At 54.9% G+C, this 24828-nt stretch carries 23 protein-coding genes; 9 read left to right on the top strand and 14 right to left on the bottom strand.

Annotated features, from left to right (window positions below):
- Positions 1 to 3: 3 nt before the first annotated feature.
- From lspA to murJ, 4 genes are all read right to left on the bottom strand, one after another.
- On the bottom strand, positions 4 to 531 hold the full coding sequence (gene lspA / locus ACJJI8_RS09025) for a signal peptidase II (protein WP_444895261.1): 528 nt from the start codon (positions 529 to 531) through the stop codon (positions 4 to 6).
- A complete protein-coding gene (gene ileS / locus ACJJI8_RS09020) occupies positions 524 to 3328 on the bottom strand; it encodes an isoleucine--tRNA ligase (RefSeq protein WP_444934829.1) in 2805 nt (934 codons plus the stop codon). Before ileS ends, lspA begins: the two co-directional genes overlap by 8 nt.
- Before the next feature lie 51 nt (positions 3329 to 3379).
- On the bottom strand, positions 3380 to 4360 hold the full coding sequence (gene ribF, locus ACJJI8_RS09015; protein ID WP_444934828.1) for a bifunctional riboflavin kinase/FAD synthetase: 981 nt from the start codon (positions 4358 to 4360) through the stop codon (positions 3380 to 3382).
- Positions 4361 to 4459: 99 nt separating this feature from the next.
- Positions 4460 to 6070 (bottom strand): murein biosynthesis integral membrane protein MurJ, encoded by a 1611-nt coding sequence (gene murJ, locus ACJJI8_RS09010; RefSeq protein WP_444934827.1) that lies wholly within the window; start codon positions 6068 to 6070, stop codon positions 4460 to 4462.
- A gap of 174 nt (positions 6071 to 6244) precedes the next feature.
- Here murJ and ACJJI8_RS09005 point away from each other — a divergent pair, with 174 nt between their 5' ends.
- The 5 genes from ACJJI8_RS09005 (at position 6245) to rpsT (ending at position 10596) form a co-directional block, all read left to right on the top strand.
- A complete protein-coding gene (locus ACJJI8_RS09005; protein ID WP_444934826.1) occupies positions 6245 to 6379 on the top strand; it encodes a hypothetical protein in 135 nt (44 codons plus the stop codon).
- 159 nt (positions 6380 to 6538) lie between these two features.
- Complete coding sequence (locus tag ACJJI8_RS09000) at positions 6539 to 7225, top strand: OmpA family protein (RefSeq protein ID WP_108731695.1); 687 nt, start codon at positions 6539 to 6541, stop codon at positions 7223 to 7225.
- Positions 7226 to 7436: 211 nt separating this feature from the next.
- On the top strand, positions 7437 to 8126 hold the full coding sequence (pdsR, locus tag ACJJI8_RS08995) for a proteobacterial dedicated sortase system response regulator (protein WP_108735148.1): 690 nt from the start codon (positions 7437 to 7439) through the stop codon (positions 8124 to 8126).
- A gap of 35 nt (positions 8127 to 8161) precedes the next feature.
- Positions 8162 to 10186, top strand: coding sequence for an ATP-binding protein (locus ACJJI8_RS08990; RefSeq protein WP_444934825.1), 2025 nt, complete (start codon positions 8162 to 8164; stop codon positions 10184 to 10186).
- Between the two features lie 143 nt (positions 10187 to 10329).
- Positions 10330 to 10596 (top strand): 30S ribosomal protein S20, encoded by a 267-nt coding sequence (gene rpsT, locus ACJJI8_RS08985; RefSeq protein WP_108731693.1) that lies wholly within the window; start codon positions 10330 to 10332, stop codon positions 10594 to 10596.
- Positions 10597 to 10663: 67 nt separating this feature from the next.
- Here the strand turns inward: rpsT and proB are convergent, their stop codons facing one another.
- The 4 genes from proB to rplU all read right to left on the bottom strand — a co-directional run bounded on the left by proB (position 10664) and on the right by rplU (position 13855).
- Complete coding sequence (gene proB, locus ACJJI8_RS08980) at positions 10664 to 11800, bottom strand: glutamate 5-kinase (protein ID WP_444934824.1); 1137 nt, start codon at positions 11798 to 11800, stop codon at positions 10664 to 10666.
- A 70-nt stretch (positions 11801 to 11870) separates the two neighbouring features.
- Positions 11871 to 13079: an Obg family GTPase CgtA gene (gene cgtA / locus ACJJI8_RS08975; RefSeq protein ID WP_413664300.1), complete on the bottom strand. Its 1209-nt coding sequence runs from the start codon at positions 13077 to 13079 to the stop codon at positions 11871 to 11873.
- A gap of 189 nt (positions 13080 to 13268) precedes the next feature.
- Positions 13269 to 13526 carry a 50S ribosomal protein L27 gene (gene rpmA, locus ACJJI8_RS08970; protein WP_073277572.1) on the bottom strand — a complete coding sequence of 86 codons (258 nt, stop codon included), beginning with the start codon at positions 13524 to 13526 and terminating at the stop codon, positions 13269 to 13271.
- A 17-nt stretch (positions 13527 to 13543) separates the two neighbouring features.
- On the bottom strand, positions 13544 to 13855 hold the full coding sequence (gene rplU, locus ACJJI8_RS08965) for a 50S ribosomal protein L21 (protein WP_413664299.1): 312 nt from the start codon (positions 13853 to 13855) through the stop codon (positions 13544 to 13546).
- A gap of 249 nt (positions 13856 to 14104) precedes the next feature.
- On the opposite strand from rplU, the gene ACJJI8_RS08960 reads away from it, so the two are divergent.
- Both ACJJI8_RS08960 and ACJJI8_RS08955 read left to right on the top strand, forming a co-directional pair.
- A complete protein-coding gene (locus ACJJI8_RS08960) occupies positions 14105 to 15067 on the top strand; it encodes a polyprenyl synthetase family protein (protein ID WP_444934823.1) in 963 nt (320 codons plus the stop codon).
- A gap of 256 nt (positions 15068 to 15323) precedes the next feature.
- The gene (locus ACJJI8_RS08955) at positions 15324 to 15953 is read left to right on the top strand and encodes a hypothetical protein (protein WP_444934822.1); all 630 of its coding nucleotides are present in this window, start codon (positions 15324 to 15326) and stop codon (positions 15951 to 15953) included.
- A 91-nt stretch (positions 15954 to 16044) separates the two neighbouring features.
- Here the strand turns inward: ACJJI8_RS08955 and ACJJI8_RS08950 are convergent, their stop codons facing one another.
- A complete protein-coding gene (locus tag ACJJI8_RS08950) occupies positions 16045 to 17391 on the bottom strand; it encodes a phosphohexomutase domain-containing protein (protein WP_444906477.1) in 1347 nt (448 codons plus the stop codon).
- Positions 17388 to 18239 carry a UTP--glucose-1-phosphate uridylyltransferase GalU gene (gene galU / locus ACJJI8_RS08945; RefSeq protein ID WP_413664295.1) on the bottom strand — a complete coding sequence of 284 codons (852 nt, stop codon included), beginning with the start codon at positions 18237 to 18239 and terminating at the stop codon, positions 17388 to 17390. Before galU ends, ACJJI8_RS08950 begins: the two co-directional genes overlap by 4 nt.
- A 317-nt stretch (positions 18240 to 18556) precedes the next feature.
- Here galU and fabA point away from each other — a divergent pair, with 317 nt between their 5' ends.
- Positions 18557 to 19081, top strand: a complete 525-nt coding sequence (gene fabA, locus ACJJI8_RS08940; protein ID WP_108731685.1) for a 3-hydroxyacyl-[acyl-carrier-protein] dehydratase FabA — start codon at positions 18557 to 18559, stop codon at positions 19079 to 19081.
- Between the two features lie 67 nt (positions 19082 to 19148).
- A complete protein-coding gene (gene fabB, locus ACJJI8_RS08935) occupies positions 19149 to 20372 on the top strand; it encodes a beta-ketoacyl-ACP synthase I (RefSeq protein ID WP_413664294.1) in 1224 nt (407 codons plus the stop codon).
- Between the two features lie 59 nt (positions 20373 to 20431).
- Here fabB and ACJJI8_RS08930 read toward each other — a convergent pair whose 3' ends face one another.
- The 4 genes from ACJJI8_RS08930 to ACJJI8_RS08915 form a co-directional block, all read right to left on the bottom strand.
- Positions 20432 to 21280 (bottom strand): sugar nucleotide-binding protein, encoded by an 849-nt coding sequence (locus ACJJI8_RS08930; RefSeq protein ID WP_444934821.1) that lies wholly within the window; start codon positions 21278 to 21280, stop codon positions 20432 to 20434.
- 15 nt (positions 21281 to 21295) lie between these two features.
- Positions 21296 to 21919, bottom strand: coding sequence for a single-stranded DNA-binding protein (gene ssb, locus ACJJI8_RS08925; RefSeq protein WP_282934376.1), 624 nt, complete (start codon positions 21917 to 21919; stop codon positions 21296 to 21298).
- 172 nt (positions 21920 to 22091) lie between these two features.
- Positions 22092 to 23243: an MFS transporter gene (locus ACJJI8_RS08920; RefSeq protein ID WP_444934820.1), complete on the bottom strand. Its 1152-nt coding sequence runs from the start codon at positions 23241 to 23243 to the stop codon at positions 22092 to 22094.
- 90 nt (positions 23244 to 23333) lie between these two features.
- Positions 23334 to 24740 (bottom strand): mannose-1-phosphate guanylyltransferase/mannose-6-phosphate isomerase, encoded by a 1407-nt coding sequence (locus tag ACJJI8_RS08915; protein ID WP_444934819.1) that lies wholly within the window; start codon positions 24738 to 24740, stop codon positions 23334 to 23336.
- Positions 24741 to 24828 lie beyond the last annotated feature (88 nt).

Raw genomic sequence — 24828 nt, 5'->3', positions numbered from 1 at the left:
TCGTTAGACTTCCACGTTATTTTTTGCTTTGCCACTTTCTTTTTCTGCAAAAAAAAGTAGCTCAATAACCAGCATTGCAGCGCCGATACTAATTCCCATATCCGCAACATTGAATACCGGGAAGTGCCAGTTGCCGTAATAGACCGAAATAAAATCCCTTACGTAACCCAGCAGCACTCGATCCCAAAGGTTGCCCAAGGCCCCCCCCAGAATTAGCGCCAGGGCACAGGGTTCCCAGCGCTTTGTTGCCGGCAAGCGCCATAGCCAAACACTGACAACAACGCTAAATACAAAGGCAATAATTCCGAAAAACCACCGCTGCCATCCCCCAGCATCAGACAGGAAGCTAAAGGCAGCACCGTAGTTTTCGGCATAAGTAAATTGCAGCAAGCCGGGAATAATTTGCATTGAAGGGCCGTGCATAAACATATCCACGGCCCAGACTTTGCTGGCGATATCGAGGACAACCACCACCAGCGCCAGCCAGTACCAGCGCCATGGATGCCCCCAAACAGGGTTGGAACTAGGCATAGTGCCTCACTTCTCCTTCACCAGAAACGTTTTCCACGCAGCGCTCACAAATGTCTGGATACTCTGCTGATACACCCACATCGGCACGGTAATGCCAACAGCGCGCACACTTGGGGTGATCCACTTTGCTTACGCTTACTTTCAATCCTTCCAGCTCTGTGGACTCTGCACCGGCAGCATCGCTGAGTGGCTGTACAGAAGTGGAGGAGCAAATCAAAACAAAGCGCAACTCGTCTTCGAGCTCCAAGAGCTTTTCACGCAGGTCATCCTCGGCGAACAGAGTCACCGCCGCTTGCAGGGAGCCGCCAATAGCACCAGCTCCACGCTGCTCTTCAAGCACCTTGTTTACCGCAGTTTTTACTTCGGCGATGGCGGCCCAATAGTCCGCACCTTTAACCGAGTCTGCTGGCAGCTTCGGCAGCGAATACCATTCTTCAATAAAGATGCTGTCCGCTTTGGCACCGGGAATAAACTGCCACAGTTCTTCTGCGGTAAAGCTCAGGATAGGCGCAATCCAGCGAACAAATGCCTGAACAATATGATAGAGGGCAGTTTGCGCAGAGCGGCGTGCAGTACTGTCCTCTTTAGTGGTGTACTGGCGATCTTTGATGATATCCAGGTAGAAGCCACCCATTTCCACGACGCAGAAGTTATGTAACTTCTGATAGATCTGGTGGAACTGGTAGTTATCGTAAGCCGCGATAATTTCATCCTGTAGACGCGCAGCCTTATCCAGCGCCCAGCGATCCAGCGCCAGAAGTTCACTCTCCGGCAACAAATCTTTTTCCGGGTCAAACCCAGCCAGATTGGACAGGAAGAAACGAGCCGTATTGCGCAAGCGACGGTAAGAGTCCGCTGTGCGTTTCAGGATCTCATCGGAAACCGCCATTTCACCACTGAAGTCTGTAGCGGAAACCCAAAGGCGCAATACATCTGCACCCAACTTGTTGATTACATCCAGTGGTGCAACGGTATTGCCGATGGACTTGGACATTTTCCGTCCCTGTGCATCTACCGTGAAACCGTGGGTCAACACTTGCTTATAAGGGGCACAATCGTTGATGGCGATGGAGGTCTTCAGTGAAGACTGGAACCAGCCACGGTGCTGATCAGAGCCCTCAAGGTACAGATCTGCCGGGAAGCGCAGGCCGTTGCGGCGCTCCAGTACGGCGTAGTGAGTCACACCTGAATCGAACCAGACATCCAGGGTGTCGGTAACCTTTTGATATTGGTCTGCCTCATCTCCCAGGAGCTCCTGCGGGTCCAGGTCAAACCAAACGTCCATACCCTCGGCGTCGACCTTTTCAGCCACTTTGTCCATCAAAGCGGGAGTGTCCGGATGGATTTCATGGGTCTCTTTGTGAACAAACAAAGCGATGGGCACGCCCCAGGTGCGCTGGCGGGAAATACACCAATCCGGACTGCCATCGAGCATGGCATCGATACGAGCCTTGCCCCAACCGGGGATCCACTGAACTTCATCCGCTGCCTTCTGTGCATTCTCCAGAAGGTCATTCTGCTGCATGCTCACAAACCACTGCGGAGTCGCACGGTAAATAAGCGGCGTCTTGGTGCGCCAACAGTGGGGGTAGCTGTGCTCCATCTTACCCTGGTGCAGAAGTACTCCGCGCTCCTGTAACAGGGCCACAATTTTGTCGTCCACCTTGTAGACATGCTCGCCGGCAAACAGCGGTACCATATCGCGGTATACGCCATTGTCATCGATATAGTTCAGGGTATCGATGCCGTAGCGCTTGCCCACCTGGAAGTCATCGGGACCATGGTCCGGCGCAGTGTGTACACAGCCTGTACCTGCATCAGTGGTGACATGGTCGCCGAGGATCATCGGCAATTGCTTCTCATAGAAAGGATGGTTTAGCTTCAGGTGCTCCAAGGCGGCACCGCGAATACGGCCTACCACTTCACCTTCGAGCCCCGCCTTCTCCAATACGGCGTCCTTGAGTGCTTCGGCAACGAGCAATCGGCGCTCAGCCGTTTGCACCACAACATATTCCAGCTCAGCGTTGACAGAAACCGCTTGGCTGGAAGGAAGCGTCCAGGGGGTTGTGGTCCAGATAACAACGGATAGGGGGCCTTCACCCGCGTGTCCACCTGCCGCATCGGCGATAGCCAGGGATGTCTCTTCCGTCGCCGGATAGCAAACGTAAATGGAGTAGGAGGTTTTATCCTGATACTCCACTTCCGCTTCCGCCAGAGCTGATCCGCCCACAACGCTCCAGTACACGGGCTTGAAACCCCGTGCCAAATGGCCATTTTTGACCACTCGCCCAAGCGCTCGGATGATATCGCCTTCAAATTGGAAATCCATGGTGCGGTAGGGGTTGTCCCACTCACCGAACACCCCCAGGCGAATAAAGTCTTTCTTCTGTCCGTCCACCTGCTTGGCTGCGTACTCGCGGCACTTCTGGCGGAAAGTTTTGTGATCCACCTTTGCGCCAGCCTTGCCAATCTTTTTCTCGACGCGGTGCTCAATCGGCAGGCCGTGGCAGTCCCAGCCAGGCACATAGGGAGCGTCAAAACCGCTCAGGGTTTTCGACTTGATAATAATATCTTTGAGAATCTTGTTGACCGAGTGACCTATGTGAATATCCCCGTTGGCGTAGGGAGGGCCGTCGTGCAGGATAAACTGCTCGCGCCCCGCCCGCGCTTCGCGGATTTTTTCGTAGAGCTTGGTTTCCTGCCACTTCTTTAAAATAGCCGGCTCGCGCTGGGGCAGATTGCCGCGCATAGGAAAGTCGGTCTCAGGCAGGTTTAAGGTCACTTTATAATCAGTCATTGGATGTCTACTTCAGCTCTAGTAGAGAATAATTCATCGTCTATACACCGGTTAGTGCCCCTTGGGGTTTTGCACAAACCAGTCTTTAGCATCGTCAATATCCTGAGCGATGCGGGCTTTGAGGATTTCCAGGGAGGCAAACTTCTCTTCATTGCGAAGTTTGTGGCAAAACTCTACCGCTAGTTCTTTCCCGTAGAGGTTGCCATCAAAATCAAACAAGTTGACTTCTAGTAGTGGCCGGGCGCCCTCTCCCTCAACTGTCGGGCGAAACCCCACATTGGCAACACCGTCAATTTCCGGCCGCCCAGCTGCGAGTTCACTTCCATTCGCGGCTTTGGTGCGAACGGTGTAAACGCCAACCAGCGGGGAGCGGTAGCGGTGCAAACGCACATTGGCTGTGGGAGCACCCAGTTGCCGGCCCAAGGCGCGGCCGGGGGCAACCCGTCCGGTAATACTGTAAGGGCGTCCGAGTAAGGCCTCGGCCAACTCAAATTCGCCCCGTTGCAACGCTTCGCGGATGCGGGTGCTGCTCACCCGGGCTCCGCGAATCTCAAGCGTAGCCGTGTCTTCCACCGTGAATCCATTTTCGGCCCCGGCGCCCTGGAGGAATTGATAATCGCCACTGCGATCACAGCCAAAGCGGAAATCGTCTCCTACCACCAAATGGCGGATTCCAAGGCCATCCACCAGAATACGGCGCACAAAGGCATCGGCACTCAGGTTGCGCAGTTTCTCGTTAAACTGCAGGCACAGCACCCGGTCGGCACCAGCATCAAATAGCGCCAATACCTTCTCTTTAAAGCGCATCAGGCGCGCGGGCGCCCTTTCCCCAGAGAAGAACTCATGTGGCTGGGGCTCAAAGATAATCGCCACCGAGGGCAGATCATGTTCCTGCGCGCGCTGCTTGAGCTGCGCAATAATCGCCTGGTGACCGAGGTGTACACCATCGAACGAGCCGATTGTCGCCACGCTTCCCCGGTGGCGGGGGCGCAGGTTGTGCAACCCGCAAATTAGTTCGCGCTCCTGGGCCAAAGCGATTTTCCCATCCTCATAAAATCGAGCCGCACAGTATAGCGGATTCCCACTGGGCGGCCAGAGGCCATATTTATCCAGATATGCCCACTTAAAAAACTAACTTGTGGCGCGGAAGTGGCGGGGGCGCAATCCTGAAACCAGTAAAACGGACAGATAGGTCGCTCCCCCCGCAGCTACGATCAGCCCCATACGCCAGGCGCGGTCATACCAGGCCCATTCACTCCACTGTGACCACAGGTGCAGGGCCCCGAGCAAAATCGCAACCATCGCCAAATTCGCCAGAAGCAACCTTACCAGGTAAGTGCCCCACCCAGCCTCAGGTTTATAGACATCATCTCGACGCAGGCCTTTATAGAGGAGCCAGGCGTTAATAGCGGCCTGACAAGCCGTAGCCAGTGCCAGCCCCATATGGCCGAGCTTGAAGTAGTAGTTAAGCGGTATCACAAACAGCAGGCTCAACACCATTTTGGCCGAGATAGCGATTAAGCCAAAGCGCACTGGGGTGTAGGTATCCTGGCGGGCAAAATAGCCCGGCGCCAGCACTTTAATCAGCATAAACGCCAACAACCCCATGGCATAAGCGCGCAGGGACCAGGCGGCCATTTGCATATCGCGCGGCTGCATCTGCCCATACTGAAAAAGGGTTGTCAGGAGCGGCTCAGCCAGTACCACCAAGGCTACAGAAGCGGGCAGGGAAATTAGCGTGACACTGCGCAAAGCCCAGTCGAGGGTATGACGAAACCGGCGGGGGTCTCCGTCAGTGTGCTGGCGCGACAAGCTCGGCAGAATTACCGTGGCCACTGCAACCCCAAACACCCCCAGGGGCAGCTCGGTGAGGCGGTCGGAAAAATAGAGCCAGGAAACACTGCCGCTGGGCAAGAATGAAGCCAGCAGAGTGTCCATCACCAGGCTGATCTGGGTCACTGACACACCAAAAATCGCCGGCGCCATCAGGCGTAAAATTTTACGCACTCCTTTGTGCTGCCAATCCCACTTAGGGCTAGGCAGCAAACCTTCACGAGCGAGAAAAGGCAGTTGAAACAGCAGCTGCACCACCCCCGCAACAAAAACGCCCCAAGCAAGCGCCATAATTTGCGGATCAAACCAGCTGGTAGCAACCGTCGCCGCAGCAATCAAAACCAGATTGAGCATCACCGGGGTTAGCGCCGGAATCGCAAAACGATCGAAAGTATTGAGTATTGCCCCGGTAAATCCCGCCAGGGAAATCAGCATTAAATAGGGAAAGGTGATCTGCAACATACCGGTAGCGAGATCGAACTTCTCCCGCTCACTGCCGTCCCACCACCAACCAAAAGCAAAAATACCCGTAACTAGTGGAGCGCAGAGAACACCAAACAGAGCAACCAACAAAAGTACGCCGCCAAGGGCACCCGCAACCCGGTCATTTAACTCACGCGCAGCCGCCTTACCGCCCTTTTGGCGATATTCGGCCAGTACCGGCACAAAGGCCTGGGCAAATGCGCCTTCGGCAAATAAGCGGCGGAAAAAGTTGGGAATCTTGAATGCGACAAAAAAGGCATCGGCAGCATCGCCCGCACCGGCAAAGCGGGCCAGCGCCACGTCGCGAACCAGCCCGGCCACTCGCGACAGCATAGTGGCAGCACCGACAACTGAACTGCCCCGCAGCAATCTGGAAGCACCAGATTTTTCGACTGCCTGTTCCTGAGCTGGGGATGACTGCGACAAAACTCGGACTCCTGGCGAAAGTTGAAACTTGTTGGCCGGCAAGTCTACCCCAAAACCAGGGGATATATGGGCTCCTCTACAGAGCTGAGGCCCTGCGACTGCGGGACCGCGAGCCTATACTAAGAGCGAGCTAGTCGCGCCACCCAAGGAGCTGGTGGTGCGGGGAGAGAAGGGATGACCATTAGTGCTTTGATTATTGCCCTGGTTCTGGCAATTGTGCGGTACATAGCAGCTGTTGATGGCCCCAGCCCCGTCTGTCCATCCATCCCCTGCTATAACTGCGGTCGCCCAGCCCCTTCCAGCTTCTGAGCTGGGTTTCGGAGCGATCGCCATATTTCGCCACAATTGAGCCGCAGTTGGTCATAGCTGCGCCACGCCAGCGCCTCCTTGGAGCTTTTTAATAACACTCAAACGGGCCACAACAGAACAGGCCCACACGAGTAAGAAAAGCCGCTAAGGAGCAGAACAATGAAAAAAGTAGTGATGGCCGTCGCCCTGGGCTCTCTGATTGCCACCGGAGCCCACGCTAAGGAACAAAACGAATCCAATTTGACTCCGGCCAAGCAGGCCTCAGTCTTTACCGGCTCTGCAATTGCCGGTGCAGCATTGGGTGGGCCCGTTGGCTTTATCGCCGGAGCACTCGGCGGAGCCTGGCTCGGAGAGCAGATCAAGCAAGCAGACGAGGCAGATATGCTGGCAACACAACTGACAGAGAGCCGTGCAGAGCTCAGCAACCTGGCACAGCAATTGGATGCGGCTCAACTGTCCGCGAACGACGCCAGCCAACTGGCCCTGGATTCACTGCAATTCCAAATGCTGTTTACCACTGGGGAGGACGAGCTTCAGGAGGGCCAAATGCACCAGCTGAGTGCCATGGCTGACTTTCTCAAGCGACACCCCCACCTGCAAATTCACCTGGAGGGACACGCAGATCCTCGCGGCAGCGACGGCTACAACAATGTACTGTCCGATCAACGCGCCCTGAGTGTGGAAGAGGCTTTGGTATCACTTGGAGTTGATGCCTCAAGAATCAGCCGCAGCGCACTCGGCTCCACCTATTCCCAGGCAGCCCGAGGTGATGTAGACGCCTACGCCATGGAGCGCCGCGTCGACATCCGCTTCTCCCTTCCGGAGTCCATGGCGGGAAACTTCTGAGTCAAAGGGGCACGGCGGACAACAAATCCGCATATCCCTTCGCCTTCAAGCCGCACTACATAAGCGTGAGTGGATCGCAAATCCACTCACGCAACTCCAAGCTGATAGAAACCCTGTTGTATTTGCGGGCGCCTTGCGCCCGCCTTTTTGCCTAACCCCTGCAACTTCGTGCATGATTCTCCGCCAGAAAGGAATTAAGTCGGGATTTGTCATGAGTGCAACCATCGCCATTGTCGAAGATGAACGCGCTATCGCAGAAAACTACCGCGATGCTCTGCGCCGCCACGGTTATCGGGTCGATTTATACAGCGCCAGGATTGAGGCCATGGATGCTTTTCGCCAGCGGCTGCCGGACCTGGCCGTGATCGATGTTGGCCTGGGCAGCGAGGTGGAGGGCGGTTTTGAGCTCTGCCGGGAATTGCGCGCTATGGCGCCGAGCCTGCCAATATTATTTCTCACCGCCAGGGACTCAGAGCTGGATATTATTTCCGGACTGCGCCTGGGGGCTGATGATTACCTCACCAAGGATATCTCCCTACCCCATATGCAGGCGCGAATTAACGCCCTACTGCGCCGCGTTAGCGTACTGCGAGATCAAAACGATGAAGGCGAGAGCTTAACTCAGGGAAAGCTATGGCTGGATATTTCCAGGCTCCATTGCCACTGGGATGAGCAACCCGTGGACCTGACCGTGACCGAATTCTGGATTGTCCACGCCCTGGCCAAAAGGCCCGGTCACGTTAAATCCCGCAGCCAACTTATGGAAGCGGCCCGCGTAGTGCTGGATGACAACACCATCACCTCTCACGTCAAAAGAATCAGGCGCAAGTTCCAGGCACTGGACACCGAGTTTAATGCCATAGGAACCGCCTACGGCATGGGGTATCGCTGGCAGCTGTAAACCGCCATCGGGCGAACAATTTCAAAAATTTAAGTATGAACCTACGCCGCCAACTCTTGCTCGTCAGCCTTGTCGCACTCACCCTGCCCTGGGCCGGCTGCCAGCACCTCCGCCAGGTGGACGCCGCCCTAGCACAAGGCCAGATCCAGGCAATTGAAGCAACTGCGGCGGCAATTGCCGCGCGCTTGGCCAGTGCCCCTCAGCTTATCGCCCCGGATCCTCAGCGCCTATCGCGCCCACCAGGGGCTCAGCTCTACATGAATCCCCTATCTCAAGCTCCGAGAGTCGACGGCTATGGCGATGAGTGGCGAGCGCAGCAACTTGAGCCCAGAACCCTTAAGGACGGGCAGCTATCCCCTATGGCCCAGGTGACGCTGGGGCAACTGGATAAGCAAGTCTACCTGCTCCTCACTGTTTCAGACTCAACCCCCGCCTATCGGGACCCCCGCACAGGCCTAATCGCTGGAGGCGACACCGTAGAGCTGTTTACCGCTGAACAGCACTACATCCTGCCCGTCGCCAGCCAGGGGGCCGCCAGCGCCTTGTGGCACAACCCGAGAGAGGGCCGCTACGAGCGCGAGCTGCGCTTAAGGGGCCGCTGGACAACTTCTGGTGCCGGTTACCAATTGGAGCTGGCTCTACCACAAACCCTAACCGGTGGAGCCCTCGCTATCCGTATTCACGACAGGGCAAACAGCAGTGGTTCCTCACCGACTCGAAGCGCCAGCACACTTCCGGCAGATGGTCACCCAGGGCGCCTGGTAAGCCCTCTGCCAGACCTTCAAAGAGAACTCGACCACTTTGCGCGCCCTGGACTGCGCCTCGCAGTAGTGGACAGCGAGGGGTTTCTTCTTGCCAGCAACGGACAACTACAGCTGGCAGATTCCGAGAGCAATTCGTGGCTGAGAGACTGGGCTTATCGCAAATTGCTTTCCAGAGAGGATTTGCCACAGCTGCCGGAAAATAGCTTGCCTCTTGCGACGCCTGACAGCCGTGGCACCCGGGAGCAATGGTATTCAGGACCGCTGCAATCCCGAATTGGTGCGGTGAGTGTGCCCGTTATCACCCGGGTCGACGAAGTGGTTGAGCGGCCACTTCTGGGGCAAGTCGTCGTCCTGCAATCTGGCGAAGCGATGCAATCAGTCACCGAGGGAGCAGCCCACCGGTTGTGGTTGATCAGCTGCGCCGCGGCCGCAACTGCCCTGCTCTTCCTTTTGGGCTACGCCAGCTGGCTTTCCTGGCGCGTGCGCAAGCTACACCAGGCCGCCCGCAACGCAATAGATTCCAGCGGCAAACTGCGCGGCAACTTTCCCCATTCAAAGGCAAGCGATGAACTGGGAGACTTAAACCGGGCCTTCGCCAGCCTGCTCGCAGAACTGGACCAATATCACCAGTACCTGCGCACTCTCGCCAGTAAGTTGTCACACGAGCTACGCACACCGCTGGCAGTGGTTCGCTCATCCCTGGATAACCTCGCCGCCGGAGAACTCGACGACCACAGCCGCCGCTATGCAGGGCGGGCTATGGATGGCAGTGCAAGGCTGTCGGGGATTCTCAACAGTCTCTCCGCAGCCAGCAATCTTGAAACCAGCATCCACCAAGCGGAGCGGGAGCCTTTCGACCTGGCAGACCTGCTTGAAGTTATGACACAGTGCTATGGCGATGCTCACAGCGAACACCGATTTACTCTGAACAAACCCACTGGAGAGCTAGCCTGCCACGGCGCACCGGAGTTATTGGCTCAACTGCTGGACAAGCTGGTGGATAATGCATGTAGCTTCGCTCCCGAAGGCAGTGAAATTTGCCTGTCAGTGGCAACAAACAGAGATACCTACTTGATCACAGTGGGCAATGACGGCCCTCTGCTCCCGGAAGGTTACGCTCACAAGCTGTTCGACTCTCTCGTTTCTGTGCGCAACCAGGGCGATAATGCCGGCCACCTGGGGCTGGGACTGCATATCGCAAAACTGATCGCAGACTTCCACGGCGGCTCCTTAAAAGCCCGAAACCGCAGCGACGGTAGCGGTGTAGAGTTCAGCCTGGAGTTGCCGACCGGGTAACCGCCGTTGCGGATTGACAACATATCTGCACCGAGACGCCCGCTATGGTTGACAAACAACCAACTGTGGGGATAATGTCGCGTCCCGATCGGGCCCCAGGGCCTGTTAGTTACAGATTTATAGATTCCAGACAGGAGCAACCGGTGGCCAACTCACCTCAAGCGAAGAAACGCGCGCGCCAGAACGACAAGCGCCGCATGCACAACGCCAGTCTGCGCTCCATGGTGCGCACCTACATCAAGAAGGTAGTTGCGGCCATCGATGCCGGCGATGCGGAAAAAGCAAAAACTGCGTACGCAGAAGCAGTTCCCGTTATTGACCGTATGGCAGACAAAGGCATTATTCACAAGAATAAAGCCGCTCGTCATAAGAGCCGTCTGAACGCTCAGATCAAAGCTCTGGCCGCCTAATCCCTTAGGCAGCAGACACAAAAAAGCCCCGCATTGCGGGGCTTTTTTGTATTCAACACTTGCCAATTCAGAGCAGGATCAGGTTATCGCGGTGAATCAATTCATCGTCATCCCGATACCCTAAAAGGTCGGCAAACTTCTCCGATGACTGCCCCAGAATCCGACCGCTCTCACTACTGTCATAATTGACCAGGCCCCGCGCTATCTCGCGACCTTCAGCATTCCTGCAAGACACCAGATCCCCCCGCCTGAAATGCCCTTCAACGGCGGTAACCCCCACCGGCAACAGGCTGCTACCACTCCCAATCATAGCCGCCTCGGCACCGGCATCCACTAACAGGGTTCCGCGCACCTGTAACTGTCCCGCAAGCCAGCGCTTACGCGCCGCCAGGGGATCTGCCTCTGGCAGCAACAGGGTACCCAACTGCTCGCCGGCACAGACTTTATCTATCACCGCCTCCAGGGCGCCGCCAGCGATCACTGTGCGAGCCCCTGAGCGCGCTGCCAGCTGCGCTGCGCGCACCTTGGTGGTCATACCACCACGGCCCAGACCGCTGCGGGAATCCCCCGCCATCTCCAGCAGCTTGGGATCAAGCGCAGATGCCTCACTGATTAATTCTGCTTCGGGGTTATCGCGGGGATCTTCAGTAAACAGCCCATCCGCATCTGTCAAAATCAGCAGCGCATCTGCCTCAACCAGATTTGCAACCAGGGCCGCCAGGGTATCGTTGTCGCCGAAACGTATTTCGTCAGTCACTACCGTGTCATTTTCATTCACGATAGGCACAGCCCCCAGTGACAGGAGCGTGCGCAAGGTGCTGCGAGCATTCAGGTAGCGAGTGCGATTGGAAAGGTCGTCGTGATCCAACAAGATCTGAGCGCTGCGAATATCAAAGCACCCAAAAGCCTGCTCATACACCTGCACAAGGTGGCTCTGCCCCACAGCGGCAGCCGCCTGCAATTGGTGGATAGACTCGGGCCGGCGACACCAACCCAATCGATCCATTCCGGCCGCAACAGCACCGGATGAAACCAAAACAACTTCGATCCCTCGACGGCGCAAATCAGCCATCTGTGCAACCCAGGCAGAAATGGCGGTGGTATTCACACCTCGACCATTATCTGTCAGAAGGGCGCTACCAATTTTTACCACCCACCGCTGGGCCTTGGTCAACGCCTGCCGGGACACTGTTGCGGAGTCCATGCTTCCCCCTCAGGACAAGATAACTATTGAGCGAGCCAAGCTACTTCAGCAACTGCTCGCTCCACACAATTTAAGAGCGATACTCGACATCCACATCGTGGTCGTCGTCATCATCCCAATCCTCATCGTCATCCACCTGCCCCTTGGCCGCTTTGCGCTTGGCGCGATGACTCTCTCTCAACTCTTCGATACGCTCGCGAGCTTCGCGCTGCATTTGACGCTGCGCTTCCAGCTCCGCAACAGCCAAGTCGGGATCTCGCGCCTCAATTTCCTGACGTTCTTCCAGGTAATCCATCAGGCGACCGCCGAGGGCATCGGTACCCTCTTTGCGAATAGCTGCCACACGGAACACAGGCCCTTCCCAGCCCAGAGCATCCACTACCGCCTGACAGCGCTCTTCCAGCTCCGCAGCGGGAACCAGGTCGGTCTTGTTCAATACCAGCCAGCGCTCACGCCCTGCCAGTGTCGGGCTAAAGGTGGACAACTCACGCTCAATGGCTCGGGCATTCTCTACCGGATCAGAGCCATCAAAGGGAGCCAGGTCAACCAGGTGCAACAAAACTCGACAGCGGGTTAAGTGCTTGAGGAAGCGAATCCCCAGGCCCGCCCCTTCGGCGGCACCTTCAATCAGGCCGGGGATATCTGCAATCACAAAGCTGCGATGCTTCTGAACCTGCACTACCCCCAAATTTGGTACCAAAGTGGTAAAGGGGTAGTTGGCCACTTTCGGTTTGGCCGCAGAGACGGCGCGAATAAACGTGGATTTACCCGCATTGGGCAGCCCCAACATGCCTACATCTGCCAGAACTTTTAGCTCGAGCTTGAGGCTGCGCATCTCACCCTCAGTGCCGTGTGTGGTCTGACGCGGCGCACGGTTAGTACTGGATTTGAATCGGGTATTACCCAGGCCGTGAAAGCCACCCTGAGCCACCAGCTGACGCTCACCAGCTTCGGTCATATCGCCGATAGTCTCGCCGGTATCCGCATCAATGATCGTGGTGCCCACCGGCACCTTAAGGACCAGGTCCTCACCCTTGGCGCCAGTACAGTTGCGCCCTCGACCCGGCTGACCACTCTCAGCGGCGTAGCGGGGCTGGTAGCGATAATCCACCAGGGTGTTCAGGGAATCATCAGCTTCCAGGTACACGGAGCCGCCATCGCCGCCGTCACCGCCATCCGGGCCACCCTTCTCAACAAATTTTTCCCGGCGAAAGCTCAGGCAGCCATTGCCGCCCTTGCCTGCCTGCACAGAGATGGGCGCCTCATCGACAAACTTCATAATCACTCCACCGCCACAGCGGTTGTCTCATCCGGTGCGCAGATGCGCGCACTATCATCATACCAGCCGACAAGCCGCCTCCTGTGGGCAACTGCCACCCTAACTTCCCGTCGCTGTCTTTTTGCGACTTTTCCAACAAAAAAGCCCCGCAATAGCGGGGCTTTTTATGAAGCTTGGGCTAATGGCCGCTTAAGCAGTTTCGATAGAAACGAACTTGCGGTTGTTGGGGCCCTTAACTTCAAACTTCACAACGCCGTCCGCAGTGGCGAACAGGGTGTGGTCTTTGCCCATACCAACGTTAACACCGGCGTGGAACTTGGTGCCACGCTGACGAACGATGATGTTGCCTGCTGCTACAGACTGGCCGCCAAAGCGCTTCACGCCCAGGCGTTTACTCTCGGAATCGCGACCATTTCGCGTACTACCGCCAGCTTTCTTATGTGCCATGAGTCGTTACTCCTCTCTTATGCCTTGATGCCAGTGATTTTAACTTCGGTGTACCACTGACGGTGGCCCTGGCGCTTCATGGAGTGCTTACGACGACGGAACTTGATGATCTTCACCTTCTCGCCGCGGCCGTGGCTTACCACTTCAGCAGTTACTTTAGCGCCATCTACAATGGGAGCGCCAATGTTGATCTTGTCGCCATCGACAACCATGAACACTTTATCAAAATCGATGGATTCGCCAGTTGCTACTTCCAGCTTCTCCAGGCGAAGTACTTCGCCTTCCTCTACACGGTGTTGCTTGCCACCGCTCTCAAAAACAGCGTACATATTTCTATGCTCCGGTAAGGACGACACGAAGCAGCGGGAGGACCAGTAAGTCACTGCTCCGCATTTCGGGAGCTTGCGCCGTGTGTTTAACATCTATTCGCCAAAAGGCCCGCAGACGACCCAATAGCCGCAAAGAGCCCGCAATTGGCGGGGCGCAGATTCTAATCAATTCGCCGGGTTGATACAATAGCGCCCCTTCGCCTTCCGGCCCCCGGGAGGCCTCTGTCTAGTCGTATAAGGAACTCTCACATGCTGCCTTTTCACCGGGTCGCCGCCGAAGACTTTGCTGCGGTTAACCAGCGCATTCTCGATCAACTGCACTCGGACGTTCCCCTGGTGGAAAATATAGGTCACTACCTGGTCGAAGCCGGGGGCAAGCGCCTGCGCCCACTACTGGTACTGCTTTGTGCCAAAGCTTGCGGCTATCGGGGTGAGAACCATATCGATCTCGCCACAATTATCGAGTTTATTCACACTGCTACCTTACTGCACGACGATGTTGTAGACACCTCTGACATGCGCCGCGGCCGCCTTACCGCCAATGCCAAGTGGGGCAATGCGCCCAGCGTACTCGTGGGAGATTTCCTCTATTCCCGCGCCTTCCAAATGATGGTTGCTCTGGAAGACATGAGCATCATGGCAATACTCTCAGAGACCACCAACACCATCGCAGAGGGTGAAGTACAGCAGCTGGTCAACGCCGGTGATCCCACAGTAAGCGAAGAGAATTACTTCACCGTTATCCACAAAAAGACCGGCGCACTGTTTGAAGCCGCCTGTGAAACTGCGGCCGTATTAGCCAACTGCTCAAGTGAAGAACAAACTGCACTGAAACTCTACGGCCAACACCTGGGACTCGCCTTCCAGCTGGTTGATGACGCTCTCGATTATCGCGGTAATTCGGAAGAACTGGGTAAAAATGTTGGGGATGACCTGGCGGAGGGCAAGCCGACCCTGCCCTTGATCTACACCATGGCCAACGGCAGCAAGGACCAGGCACTGCTGGTAAAAACTGCAATTGAACAGCGCAGTGCGGAAAAGCTCAGTGAAATAGTAGAGGCCATTGAAGCCTGCGGTGCTCTGGACTACACCATGGATCGTGCCCGGGCCGCTGTAGAAGACGCCAAAAAGCAATTGGCCTTTATGCCCGAGAGCGAACAAAAAACCGCCCTGCAACAATTGGCGAGTTTTGCTATAGAGAGAAACGTCTAGAAGTAAATGCTGCTCGGGCTATATCGATAGCACGGGCAGCAGCGCCGCTACCTTAAGCACAATGCGAAGCAACGCAGTTCCCACCCCCTCGAACAGCTACCAACCCTGACCGGACTCCAAGATTTATTCGTATCTATTTTCCTCTGCCCCTTCAACATTGGGTACGATTGTTCCTCTTGTTATTTCAAGCGCCAACACCAATTCCTCAGGAGCAAAAATAACGAGAAAAATATAATTGGTATAGAGAGATCAGCACATGAGAAGCTCTACTGCGCTTTATCAGCTTAGAAATTACCCGGAAATGTTCTTAAAAAATAACCTGGTGAGAATTACCGGTACAAAAGATACTGGAGTCATGGATTATCAATTCGGGACCTACACCATGGGCATGGGCGCACCTGGTATTGATAGCCCCAATGAAATTTTTGCTTTCCACCGCCAAGGGGTCTTTATCGAAGATCCACAAACAATCAAGGTCCACCATATTCGCATGATCGATTGGGATGAAGACCTTGCCCTAGATCGCCTTGAGCCCTACCAAATGCGCAGCGGTGCCGACATTATGATTACCGGGCAACTCAGTGACTGCTGTTTCTGTATTGGCGGGCGCAATGCGAATATGCCGGCCGTTGCTCATGTTCGCCCAAGGAAAAAGCAGGGACTCAATGGCAAGGCCACACACAATGAAATTATCAATCGGGGAAAATTCAGGTTTTTAGGTAACGTCACAAAATCCCTTGGGCGCTCAACCCTAAGGCCCCACCATCATCTCTACTCCGACTACGCCTATATTATTGGAGTACGGGTTAAGAACCAGTGGCAAATCTTCGCTCAACACGTAAAGACTCCCAAAGGCCCCATCCAAGCTGTCACCCGACTCTTATAATTTCTTCCATAAAACCAGATAAATAACTTTGAGTACCCCCAAACCAAAAAGCCCCGCAGTTGCGGGGCTTTTTAATAATAAAAAACGAGTATTAACCGATAAGCTGAAGCAGCTCCTCTGTTTTCTCCCGCATTAATTCCTCACTTCCCCGGGATTCAACATTCAAGCGAACAACCGGTTCAGTATTTGACATACGCAAATTAAAACGCCACTCGGGGTAAGCGATACTCAACCCATCCACGTGCTCAACGCTGTCAGCTGCAGGTCCATACTTTTCCTCTGCCGCCTTTAACAGTGCTGCAGCATCCTGAACCTTAGAGTTAATCTCTCCCGAACAGGGGAAAGCAGCCATGCGCTCACCAACAAGCTGTGACAGCGATTTACCACTGCGACTTACCAACTCAGCAACCAATAACCATGGAATCATACCGCTATCGCAGTAGGCAAAATCCCGGAAATAATGGTGCGCACTCATTTCACCGCCATAAATGGCATCTTCCTTGCGCATGCGCTCTTTAATAAAGGCATGACCGGTTTTACTCTGTACCGGCTCTCCACCAGCAGCGCGGACAATATCCTCGGTATTCCAGAGCAGGCGTGGATCATGAACAACTTTGGCACCGTTGTTTTTTGCCAGGAAAGCTTCTGCCAGCAAGCCAACAACATAGTAACCTTCAATAAAATCACCACTTTCATCGAAGAAAAAGCAGCGATCAAAATCACCATCCCAGGCTATACCAAAATCAGCACCACTTGCCCGCACTGCCTCGGCAGTAGAATTGCGGTTTTCTGGCAAAATTGGGTTGGGAATACCATTGGGAAAGTTGCCGTCGGGCTCGTGGTGAACTCGCACAAACTCAAATGGCAGGTGTGGAGCCAGCGCATCAACAACCGCCCCTGCACCACCATTACCCGCATTAACCACCAATTTTAGTGGTTTCAATGCAGTATTATCGATATACCCCAATAAGTGCTGCACAAAATCAGCGCGGTGTTCAAAGCGCTGCAAAGTGCCTCTTTGCTCAACCGGAGCAAAGTTGTTTTCTTCTGCCAAGCGCTTAATATCCAGTAGACCGGTATCACCACTGATTGGACTACTGCCTGCACGTACAAACTTCATGCCGTTGTAGTCCATAGGATTGTGACTAGCAGTAACACAAATACCGCCGTCAAAGTCCCCGTGGAAATTGGCAAAGTAGACCTCTTCTGTACCGCACTCGCCGATATGGAAAACATCGGCACCCGCATCTCGCAATCCATTGACCAGCGCATCTGTCAGCTCGCCACTGGTAAGCCGAATATCATGCCCAACAACTACTCGACGAGCATTCAGGAACTGGGCAAAGGCACGCCCCACTCGATATGCAATATCGGTATTAAGTTCATCGGGTACACGGCCGCGAAGGTCATAAGCCTTAAAGCAAGTCAGCTCACTCACTTGCTTTTCTCCTCAGCAGCTTGCTCTGGCAAATACACATTTTCGTAAACGTGGTTAGTAGCATCAATAAAGCCTTCTACAGAACCACAGTCAAAGCGGCGACCTTTGAAGGCATAGGCTAATACACAGCCCTGCTGAGCTTGCGCCATCAGTGCATCGGTAATTTGAACCTCACCATTTTTGCCTGGAGGAGTATCTCGGATCAGATCAAAGATATCCGGTGTCAGGATATAACGACCAATAATCGCCATATTACTGGGGGCATCTTCCGCTGCAGGCTTCTCGACCATGTCAGTGACTTGATACAGACCAGGCTTAATTTCATTACCACCGATCACACCAAATTTATGGATCTGCTCCTTCGGCACTTCCTCTACCGCAACAATACTGCAGCGGAATTGCTTATAAAGCTGAACCATTTGCCCCAAAACGCCCATATCTTCATTTAGACACAGGTCATCAGCCAACACGACAGCAAATGGCTCATCGCCAACCAGGCGATGTCCTTGCAAAATAGCGTCACCCAGGCCTCTCATTTCGCCCTGACGCGTATAAGAAAAGCTCGCCCTATCGATCACTTTACGCACTGAGTCCAGGTAACGCTCTTTGCCGGTACCCGCGATCTGGTGTTCCAGCTCAAAGTTAGTATCAAAGTGATCCTCAATTGCGCGCTTGCCTCGCCCTGTGACAAAACCGATCTCGGTCAGCCCCGCTTCTATAGCCTCTTCAACGCCATACTGAACCAATGGCTTATTCACCAGCGGCAACATTTCTTTCGGCATCGCCTTAGTGGCAGGAAGAAAACGAGTGCCATAACCGGCAACAGGAAATAGGCATTTCTTGAGCATTCTGCTCCCCCAATCAATTTAAAACAGCACCCCCCGCGCAGGGCTGGCAACTTATCATAGCGTCGCTGTGCAAGCACTTACACTCGATAACGCTAAGCTTGGCCCAAAATGTTAATTCCCCCGAGGATAAACACCAAAACTATACGAATAAGATGAGGAATTAATACGCTAAATAGGGGGTATTTGTGAAGACAATTCTCACGCCAGTCACAAAAACCACCTTGACCGACTGGACAAGCGACACAGACCCCTTAGAATGCCCGCTCTTGCAAAAGTGTCCAATCTCAATTGCATAACCACCCACTAACGGGGAAATGATGAGTAATTTTGTACAAAAAAGTGAGTATACCAGAGAGGAGCTCCTGACCTGCTCCCGTGGCGAGATGTTCGGCCCAGGCAACGCCCAGTTGCCGGCTCCCAATATGTTGATGCTCGATCGTATCACCCATATATCCAAGGAAGGTGGTGCTTTCGGCAAGGGAGAGCTGATCGCTGAGCTCGACATTCACCCCGACCTATGGTTCTTCGACTGCCATTTTCCCGGCGATCCCGTAATGCCCGGCTGCCTCGGCCTGGATGCTATGTGGCAATTATTGGGTTATTTCCTGGCCTGGAAAGGCAACCCCGGCCGCGGTCGAGCACTGGGCTGTGGTGAAGTTAAATTTACAGGCCAAATTCTCCCCACCAGCAAGAAGGTGACTTACCATATTCAGATGAGCCGGATTGTTGAGCGCAGGCTTGTTATGGGTATTGGCGACGGCAGTGTCTCTGTGGATGGAAGAGAAATTTACACAGCAAAGGATCTTCGCGTAGGCTTATTTACCCGTACGGACAATTTTTAAACTCGTTTAAGACTAATACCGGTAGAAACCATCAGTCCTCTGCCGACAAGCTATGCTGGAGATCACTATGCGTCGGGTCGTCATTACCGGAATGGGTATCACTTCCTGTATCGGTACCAACACTAAAGAAGTCACCGAGTCACTGAAAACTGGTCGAAGCGGCATCCGCTTCCAAGAAGAGTATAAGGAGCTCGGCCTGCGCAGCCATGTGGCTGGGCCTGTGGACATCGATTTCAAAGAGCATATCGATCGCAAGCAACTTCGCTTTATGGGCGACGCTGCAGCCTATGCGTACATTGCCATGCGTGAAGCAATCGAGATGTCGGGCCTGCAGGAGGAGCAGATATCTAATCCGCGCACGGGTATCGTGATGGGCTCTGGCGGCACATCCACTCAGCAGATTATTGACGCTGCACATACTCTGAAGGAAAAAGGTGTTCGCCGTGTAGGCGCCTACCGCGTGCCCCAGGTAATGAACAGTACCGTTTCCGCATGCTTAGCCACTCCATTCAAAATCAAAGGGGTGAACTACAGTATTTCTTCCGCTTGTGCTACCAGTGCCCACTGTATAGGAAACGGAGCTGAGCTTATCCAGATGGGTAAGCAGGATGTAGTGTTTGCTGGCGGTGGTGAGGAACTAGCCTGGAGTTTGACTCACTTGTTTGACGCTATGGGCGCCCTCTCAAGCAAATATAACGATACTCCGACAAAAGCATCACGCCCCTACGATGCCGATCGCGATGGCTTTGTGATCGCCGGTGGTGGTGGCTGTCTGGTACTCGAAGAGATGGAGCACGCCGTGGCTCGCGGTGCGACCATCTATGCGGAGCTGACCGGTTACGGCGCAACTTCCGATGGTTACGATATGGTTGCCCCAAGCGGTGAAGGCGCCACCCGCTGTATGCAGCAGGCTCTGGCCGGTATGGACGGCAAAGGCCTGCAGGGTAGCGTGGACTATATCAACACCCACGGCACCTCTACACCCGTAGGCGATGTCGCCGAATTGAAAGCCATGCGCGAAGTCTTCGGGGATACAGTTCCGGCATTCGCCTCTACCAAATCTCTGACAGGCCACTCTCTGGGAGCTGCAGGGGTTCAGGAGGCCATTTACAGCCTGCTGATGATGCAGAATAACTTTATTGCTGCATCAGCTAATGTAGAGAACCTCGACCCCGCTGCGGAAGGCATGGACCTTGTCCGCCAGCTGCGTGAGACAGAAGTCAAACGGGCTATGTCCAATAGCTTTGGCTTTGGCGGAACTAATGCTTGCCTGATATTCGATAAAATCTAATCGAAATAAAAAGGGCGCCGCGAGGCGCCCTTTTTATTGACTGCACAACAGAAACCAAACTATTCAGGAGTCGCGTGCAAGCGCTCCAACCACAGCTCAACTTGGCGTGTCAGTCCCTGTCTCCAGCTCCGCTGCTGAACACCAAAGACATCCCGCAGCTTGCCACATGAAAGTACTATGCTGCGATCCCGCTTCTCAGCCTCATCCCCTAATGAAGTAAATTGCGCAAAGCGCTCTTCATCGTAAAAAGCCTGGGCGCGCTCGACCACCTCCAGGGCAAACTCCATCGCTGTGCAGCTATCAGAACTACCGTAGTGATAAACGTCTCCTGCCTTGGCCCCGCTAGCGAGCTGCTGGGCAACCGCCACTGCGACACGAGCCATATCCACCACTGTCACCGGGTTGCCGCTGTTCCTTCCATCCAGGGCTAAAGGCTCCCCAGACACAAAGTTGCGTAAAATACGCCCTAACAAGGCATCCTGACCACTATCCACCATCCAGCCAAAACGCAAAATCGTCAGGTTTTGTAGCCCATTAAAGGCATCTTCGCAGGCCAGCCATTCGCGTCCACTCGGGGACTGTGGTTCTGCGGGCTCATCTTCGTCATAGCGGCGGCGCTCACCGCCAGAAAAAACTTGGTAGGATGAGAGATGAATAATATGTTCACAGGGTGCAGCACAAAGCCGCTTACTCACCAGCAGTGACTCCGGCATGCCTCGATTGTCGGCACAGGCGGAGGCATTAATCACAATTGAGCCCGGTCTCAATTGATCGATTTCCCCGGGGGTCAACTGCTGTATGCGAAAGCCTGCGCGCTGCAGTCTTTTTTGCAGCGCACCATCAATCTCATTACCTGCTGTGATAATGGCGACGGTATCCGGCATATAACCTGTATTCAATTCAGACACTGGTAAATCCAGTTCTTAGAACGGGATATCGTCATCAAAGCTATTATCGAAACCACCGGCAGGACCTTGGTTCGGCTGTTGCTGGGGCTGCTGGTTAGCTGGCGCCATCGGTGAGGGAGCGGTACGCCCCTGCCCGTATGCCTCCTGGCCGCCCTGCTGCTGGTAGCCACCCTGGAAACCGCCGCCCTGTTGGTCAAAACCGCTGGAACCACCCATCGGCTGGCCGCCACCCATTTGGCCACCTGCGGCTGCGCCCATTCCAGCGCCACCCATACCCTGACCAAAGCCGCCCTGCTCACCGCGACCGTCCAGCATCTGCATTTCGCTGGCAACGATTTCAGTGGTGTAGCGGTCCTGGCCGGAATTCTTATCCTGCCACTTACGGGTGCGTAGAGAGCCCTCTACATAAACTTTGGCCCCCTTGCGCAGGTACTCACCGGCGATCTCAGCCAGGCGGTTAAAAAATACTACGCGATGCCACTCAGTGCGCTCCTGCTGCTGGCCAGTCTGCTTGTCTTTCCAGCTCTCACTGGTAGCCAGGCTGATGTTGGTAACAGCACCGCCACTCGGCATATATTTGGTTTCCGGGTCATTCCCCAGATTACCGATCAGAATTACTTTATTAATACCCCTGGCCATGGCCCTCTCCTCTCGTCAACCCGGGCTCCACCCGGGGCAATAAACTATTTAAACAATCAATTAATCTATCAAGTGTTATGAAATACCGTCAGTGCTGCATTGCACCATCGGTAAATATTGTATTTTTATCCAGTAGGATACAATAGCGGCTCAGTGTTAGTAAGCGCTACCTTCACGCTCTCTCGCGCAAACCCCACCACAGCAACATCCATAGCAGCAGCACCGCCAAGCCCAGAGCAGCAACTGCGGAAGCGCCCCCCAGACCGAACAGCAGGCCACCCAGGCTACCGCCGACAAAGGTGCCAAAGAACTGTAAAGTCGCATAGAGCCCCGTAGCTGCACCTCTCGCTTCCGCCGGAGCTTTCCTGGTTAGCTGCGCTGGCAACAGGGCTTCAAGCAGGTTGAAACCGGTAAAGAACACTGCCAGCAAGACTACCAGCACCCAGGTGCTTGCAGACAACAAGGCCGCACTGCCACCGATCAAAGCTAAACAAGCAAAATTAAGCGCAAAAGGCACCCGATCACTTTTCTCTGCCGCCCTCATCATTGGCAACATCACCAGGAAGGTGCCGAGCATTAGTGGCCCATACAGTTTCCAGTGTTCGCTCGCCGGCCAATCCAATCTATCGACTAGCACTAATGGCAAGGCGACGAACAATGCCGTGAGCAACAAGTGGGAGAAAAAGGCCCCAGAAACCAAGCGCCAAACAAGACCGCTTTTAACTACCGTACGAAAACCACTGCCATAAACGGCCGGCCGCCTAGCCGCCTCTGGCGTCGGCACCAGGCGCCAAACCAACAGTCCACCCAGCAGTGCTAATCCAGCAGTGACCCAGAAAATTGCCGGCAAGCCGCCCACACCGGCCAGCGCCGGCCCCAGGATCACCGCCAGCATAAATGCGACGCCAATAGACGCTCCGATAATCGCCATCGCAATACCGCGCTTTTCATCGCGGGTTAAGTCGGCAACCAGCGCCATCACAGCCGCGGCAATGGCACCACAACCTTGCAGTACCCGCCCCACAATAAGGCCGTAAACCGAATCTGTCAGCGCAGCGATGACACTGCCCAGGGCAAACAGTGCAAGGCCGGTATAAATAACCGGCTTGCGCCCCCAGCGATCGGACAGGAGCCCCAGAGGAATTTGGAGTATCGCCTGACTCAGGCCATAGGCACCCATTGCCAGCCCCAGCAGCATGGGCGTGCTATCGCGATAGCCCTCGCCGTACACAGTGAGAACCGGCAAGACCATAAACAGGCCCAGCATACGAAAGACATACAGGGAAGCCAGCCCACCCAGGGCGCGGCGCTCAATGGAATTCATGCAAATCCCGGAACAGCATCAAATAGGGCGCGCATTGTACAGTGAGCCGCCTCCCGGCTGTAGGGGAAACAGCACAACTTTTATCCACAACTAGTTACGACCGTACTCATCATCGAGGCGGACAATGTCATCCTCCCCGAGATAACTGCCGGATTGCACCTCGATCAGCTCCAGGGGAATCGTACCGGGGTTCTCCAAACGGTGGACCACCCCCAGGGGGATATAAGTCGATTGGTTCTCGGTGATCAGGACCTCTTCTTCACCCCGGGTAACCTTCGCAGTTCCCTGCACCACAATCCAGTGTTCAGCGCGGTGGTGATGCATCTGCAGGGATAGCTGTTGGCCCGGCTTCACCACAATACGCTTCACTTGAAAGCGTGGACCCGCATCAATCGAGTCGTAGTAGCCCCAGGGCCTATATACTTTGCGGTGCCTTTGGGCCTCACTGCGGCCAGTGCTCTTGAGGTTACTGACCAGTTTTTTGACTTCCTGGACCCGTTGCCGGTCAGCGATCAGAAGCGCATCGTCAGTATCGACAACAACCAGGTCGGATACACCGAGAAGGCTGACCAAGCGGCTCTCACCACGCACCAGGCAGCGCTGGGAGTCTTCTAGCAACACATCACCCTGAAGCAAATTGTCATTGGCATCGCGTTTTGCCAACTCCCATAGCCCCTGCCAGGAGCCCACATCGCTCCAACCCGCATCCATAGGTACAACTGCCGCGGATTCCGTCGGCTCCATTACTGCATAATCCACAGACTCATCTGCGCAGGCTGCAAAAGCCTCTCTATCCACCCGGGTAAAATCCAGATCCCTCGCGGCACTCTTATAGGCACTGCGGCAGGCTGTGAGAATATCTGCACGGTAGCGCTCCAACTCCTCCAGATAGCGGGAGGCGCGGAACAGGAACATGCCACTGTTCCAGGAGTAATCCCCGGAGGCCAGGTAAGCTTCAGCGGTTTCAGTGTCCGGCTTTTCGACGAACTCCGCCACTTTCCAAGCAGTTTCCGCCAATTTATCCCCGCGCCGAATGTAGCCGTAGCCGGTCTCCGCCCGGGTCGGCACAATACCAAAGGTGACCAGATGCCCCTGCTCAGCCAGGGCTCGGGCCGACTCTACAGACTCCTGAAAATTTGCCTCGTCGGAAACGGCGTGGTCTGCCGGTAATACCAGCAGTAAAGGGTCAGCTCCTGACTCCAGTGCTGCCAGGGCAGCCAGGGCAATAGCCGGTGCAGTGTTGCGCGCGCAGGGCTCCAGTAAAATGGACTGGGCTCCGTGGCCGATTTCCTGCAATTGCTCGGCGGCGGCAAAACGATGCTCTTCGTTGCATACCAGGATCGGCGCCTGTAATGGCTCAATGCCCTCCAGGCGCCTTACGGTTGCCTGTAACATCGTTTCACCACCGATAAGGGGTAGGAACTGTTTAGGGTAGGCCTCGCGAGAGAGTGGCCACAGGCGCGAGCCAGTGCCACCACAGAGAATCACAGGAATCATCGAATGCTATCTGCCTGAATGTCGGGTATTGCGAAAGACAATTTTCGCACATCAGGTGGCGAGTTTATACTTGACTGTTTTTCCGGCA

The sequence above is a fragment of the Microbulbifer maximicatervae (SeqCode) genome (genome assembly GCF_052467695.1).
Note: the sequence above shows the minus strand (reverse complement) of the source record. Positions and strands in the feature narration are given on the sequence as shown.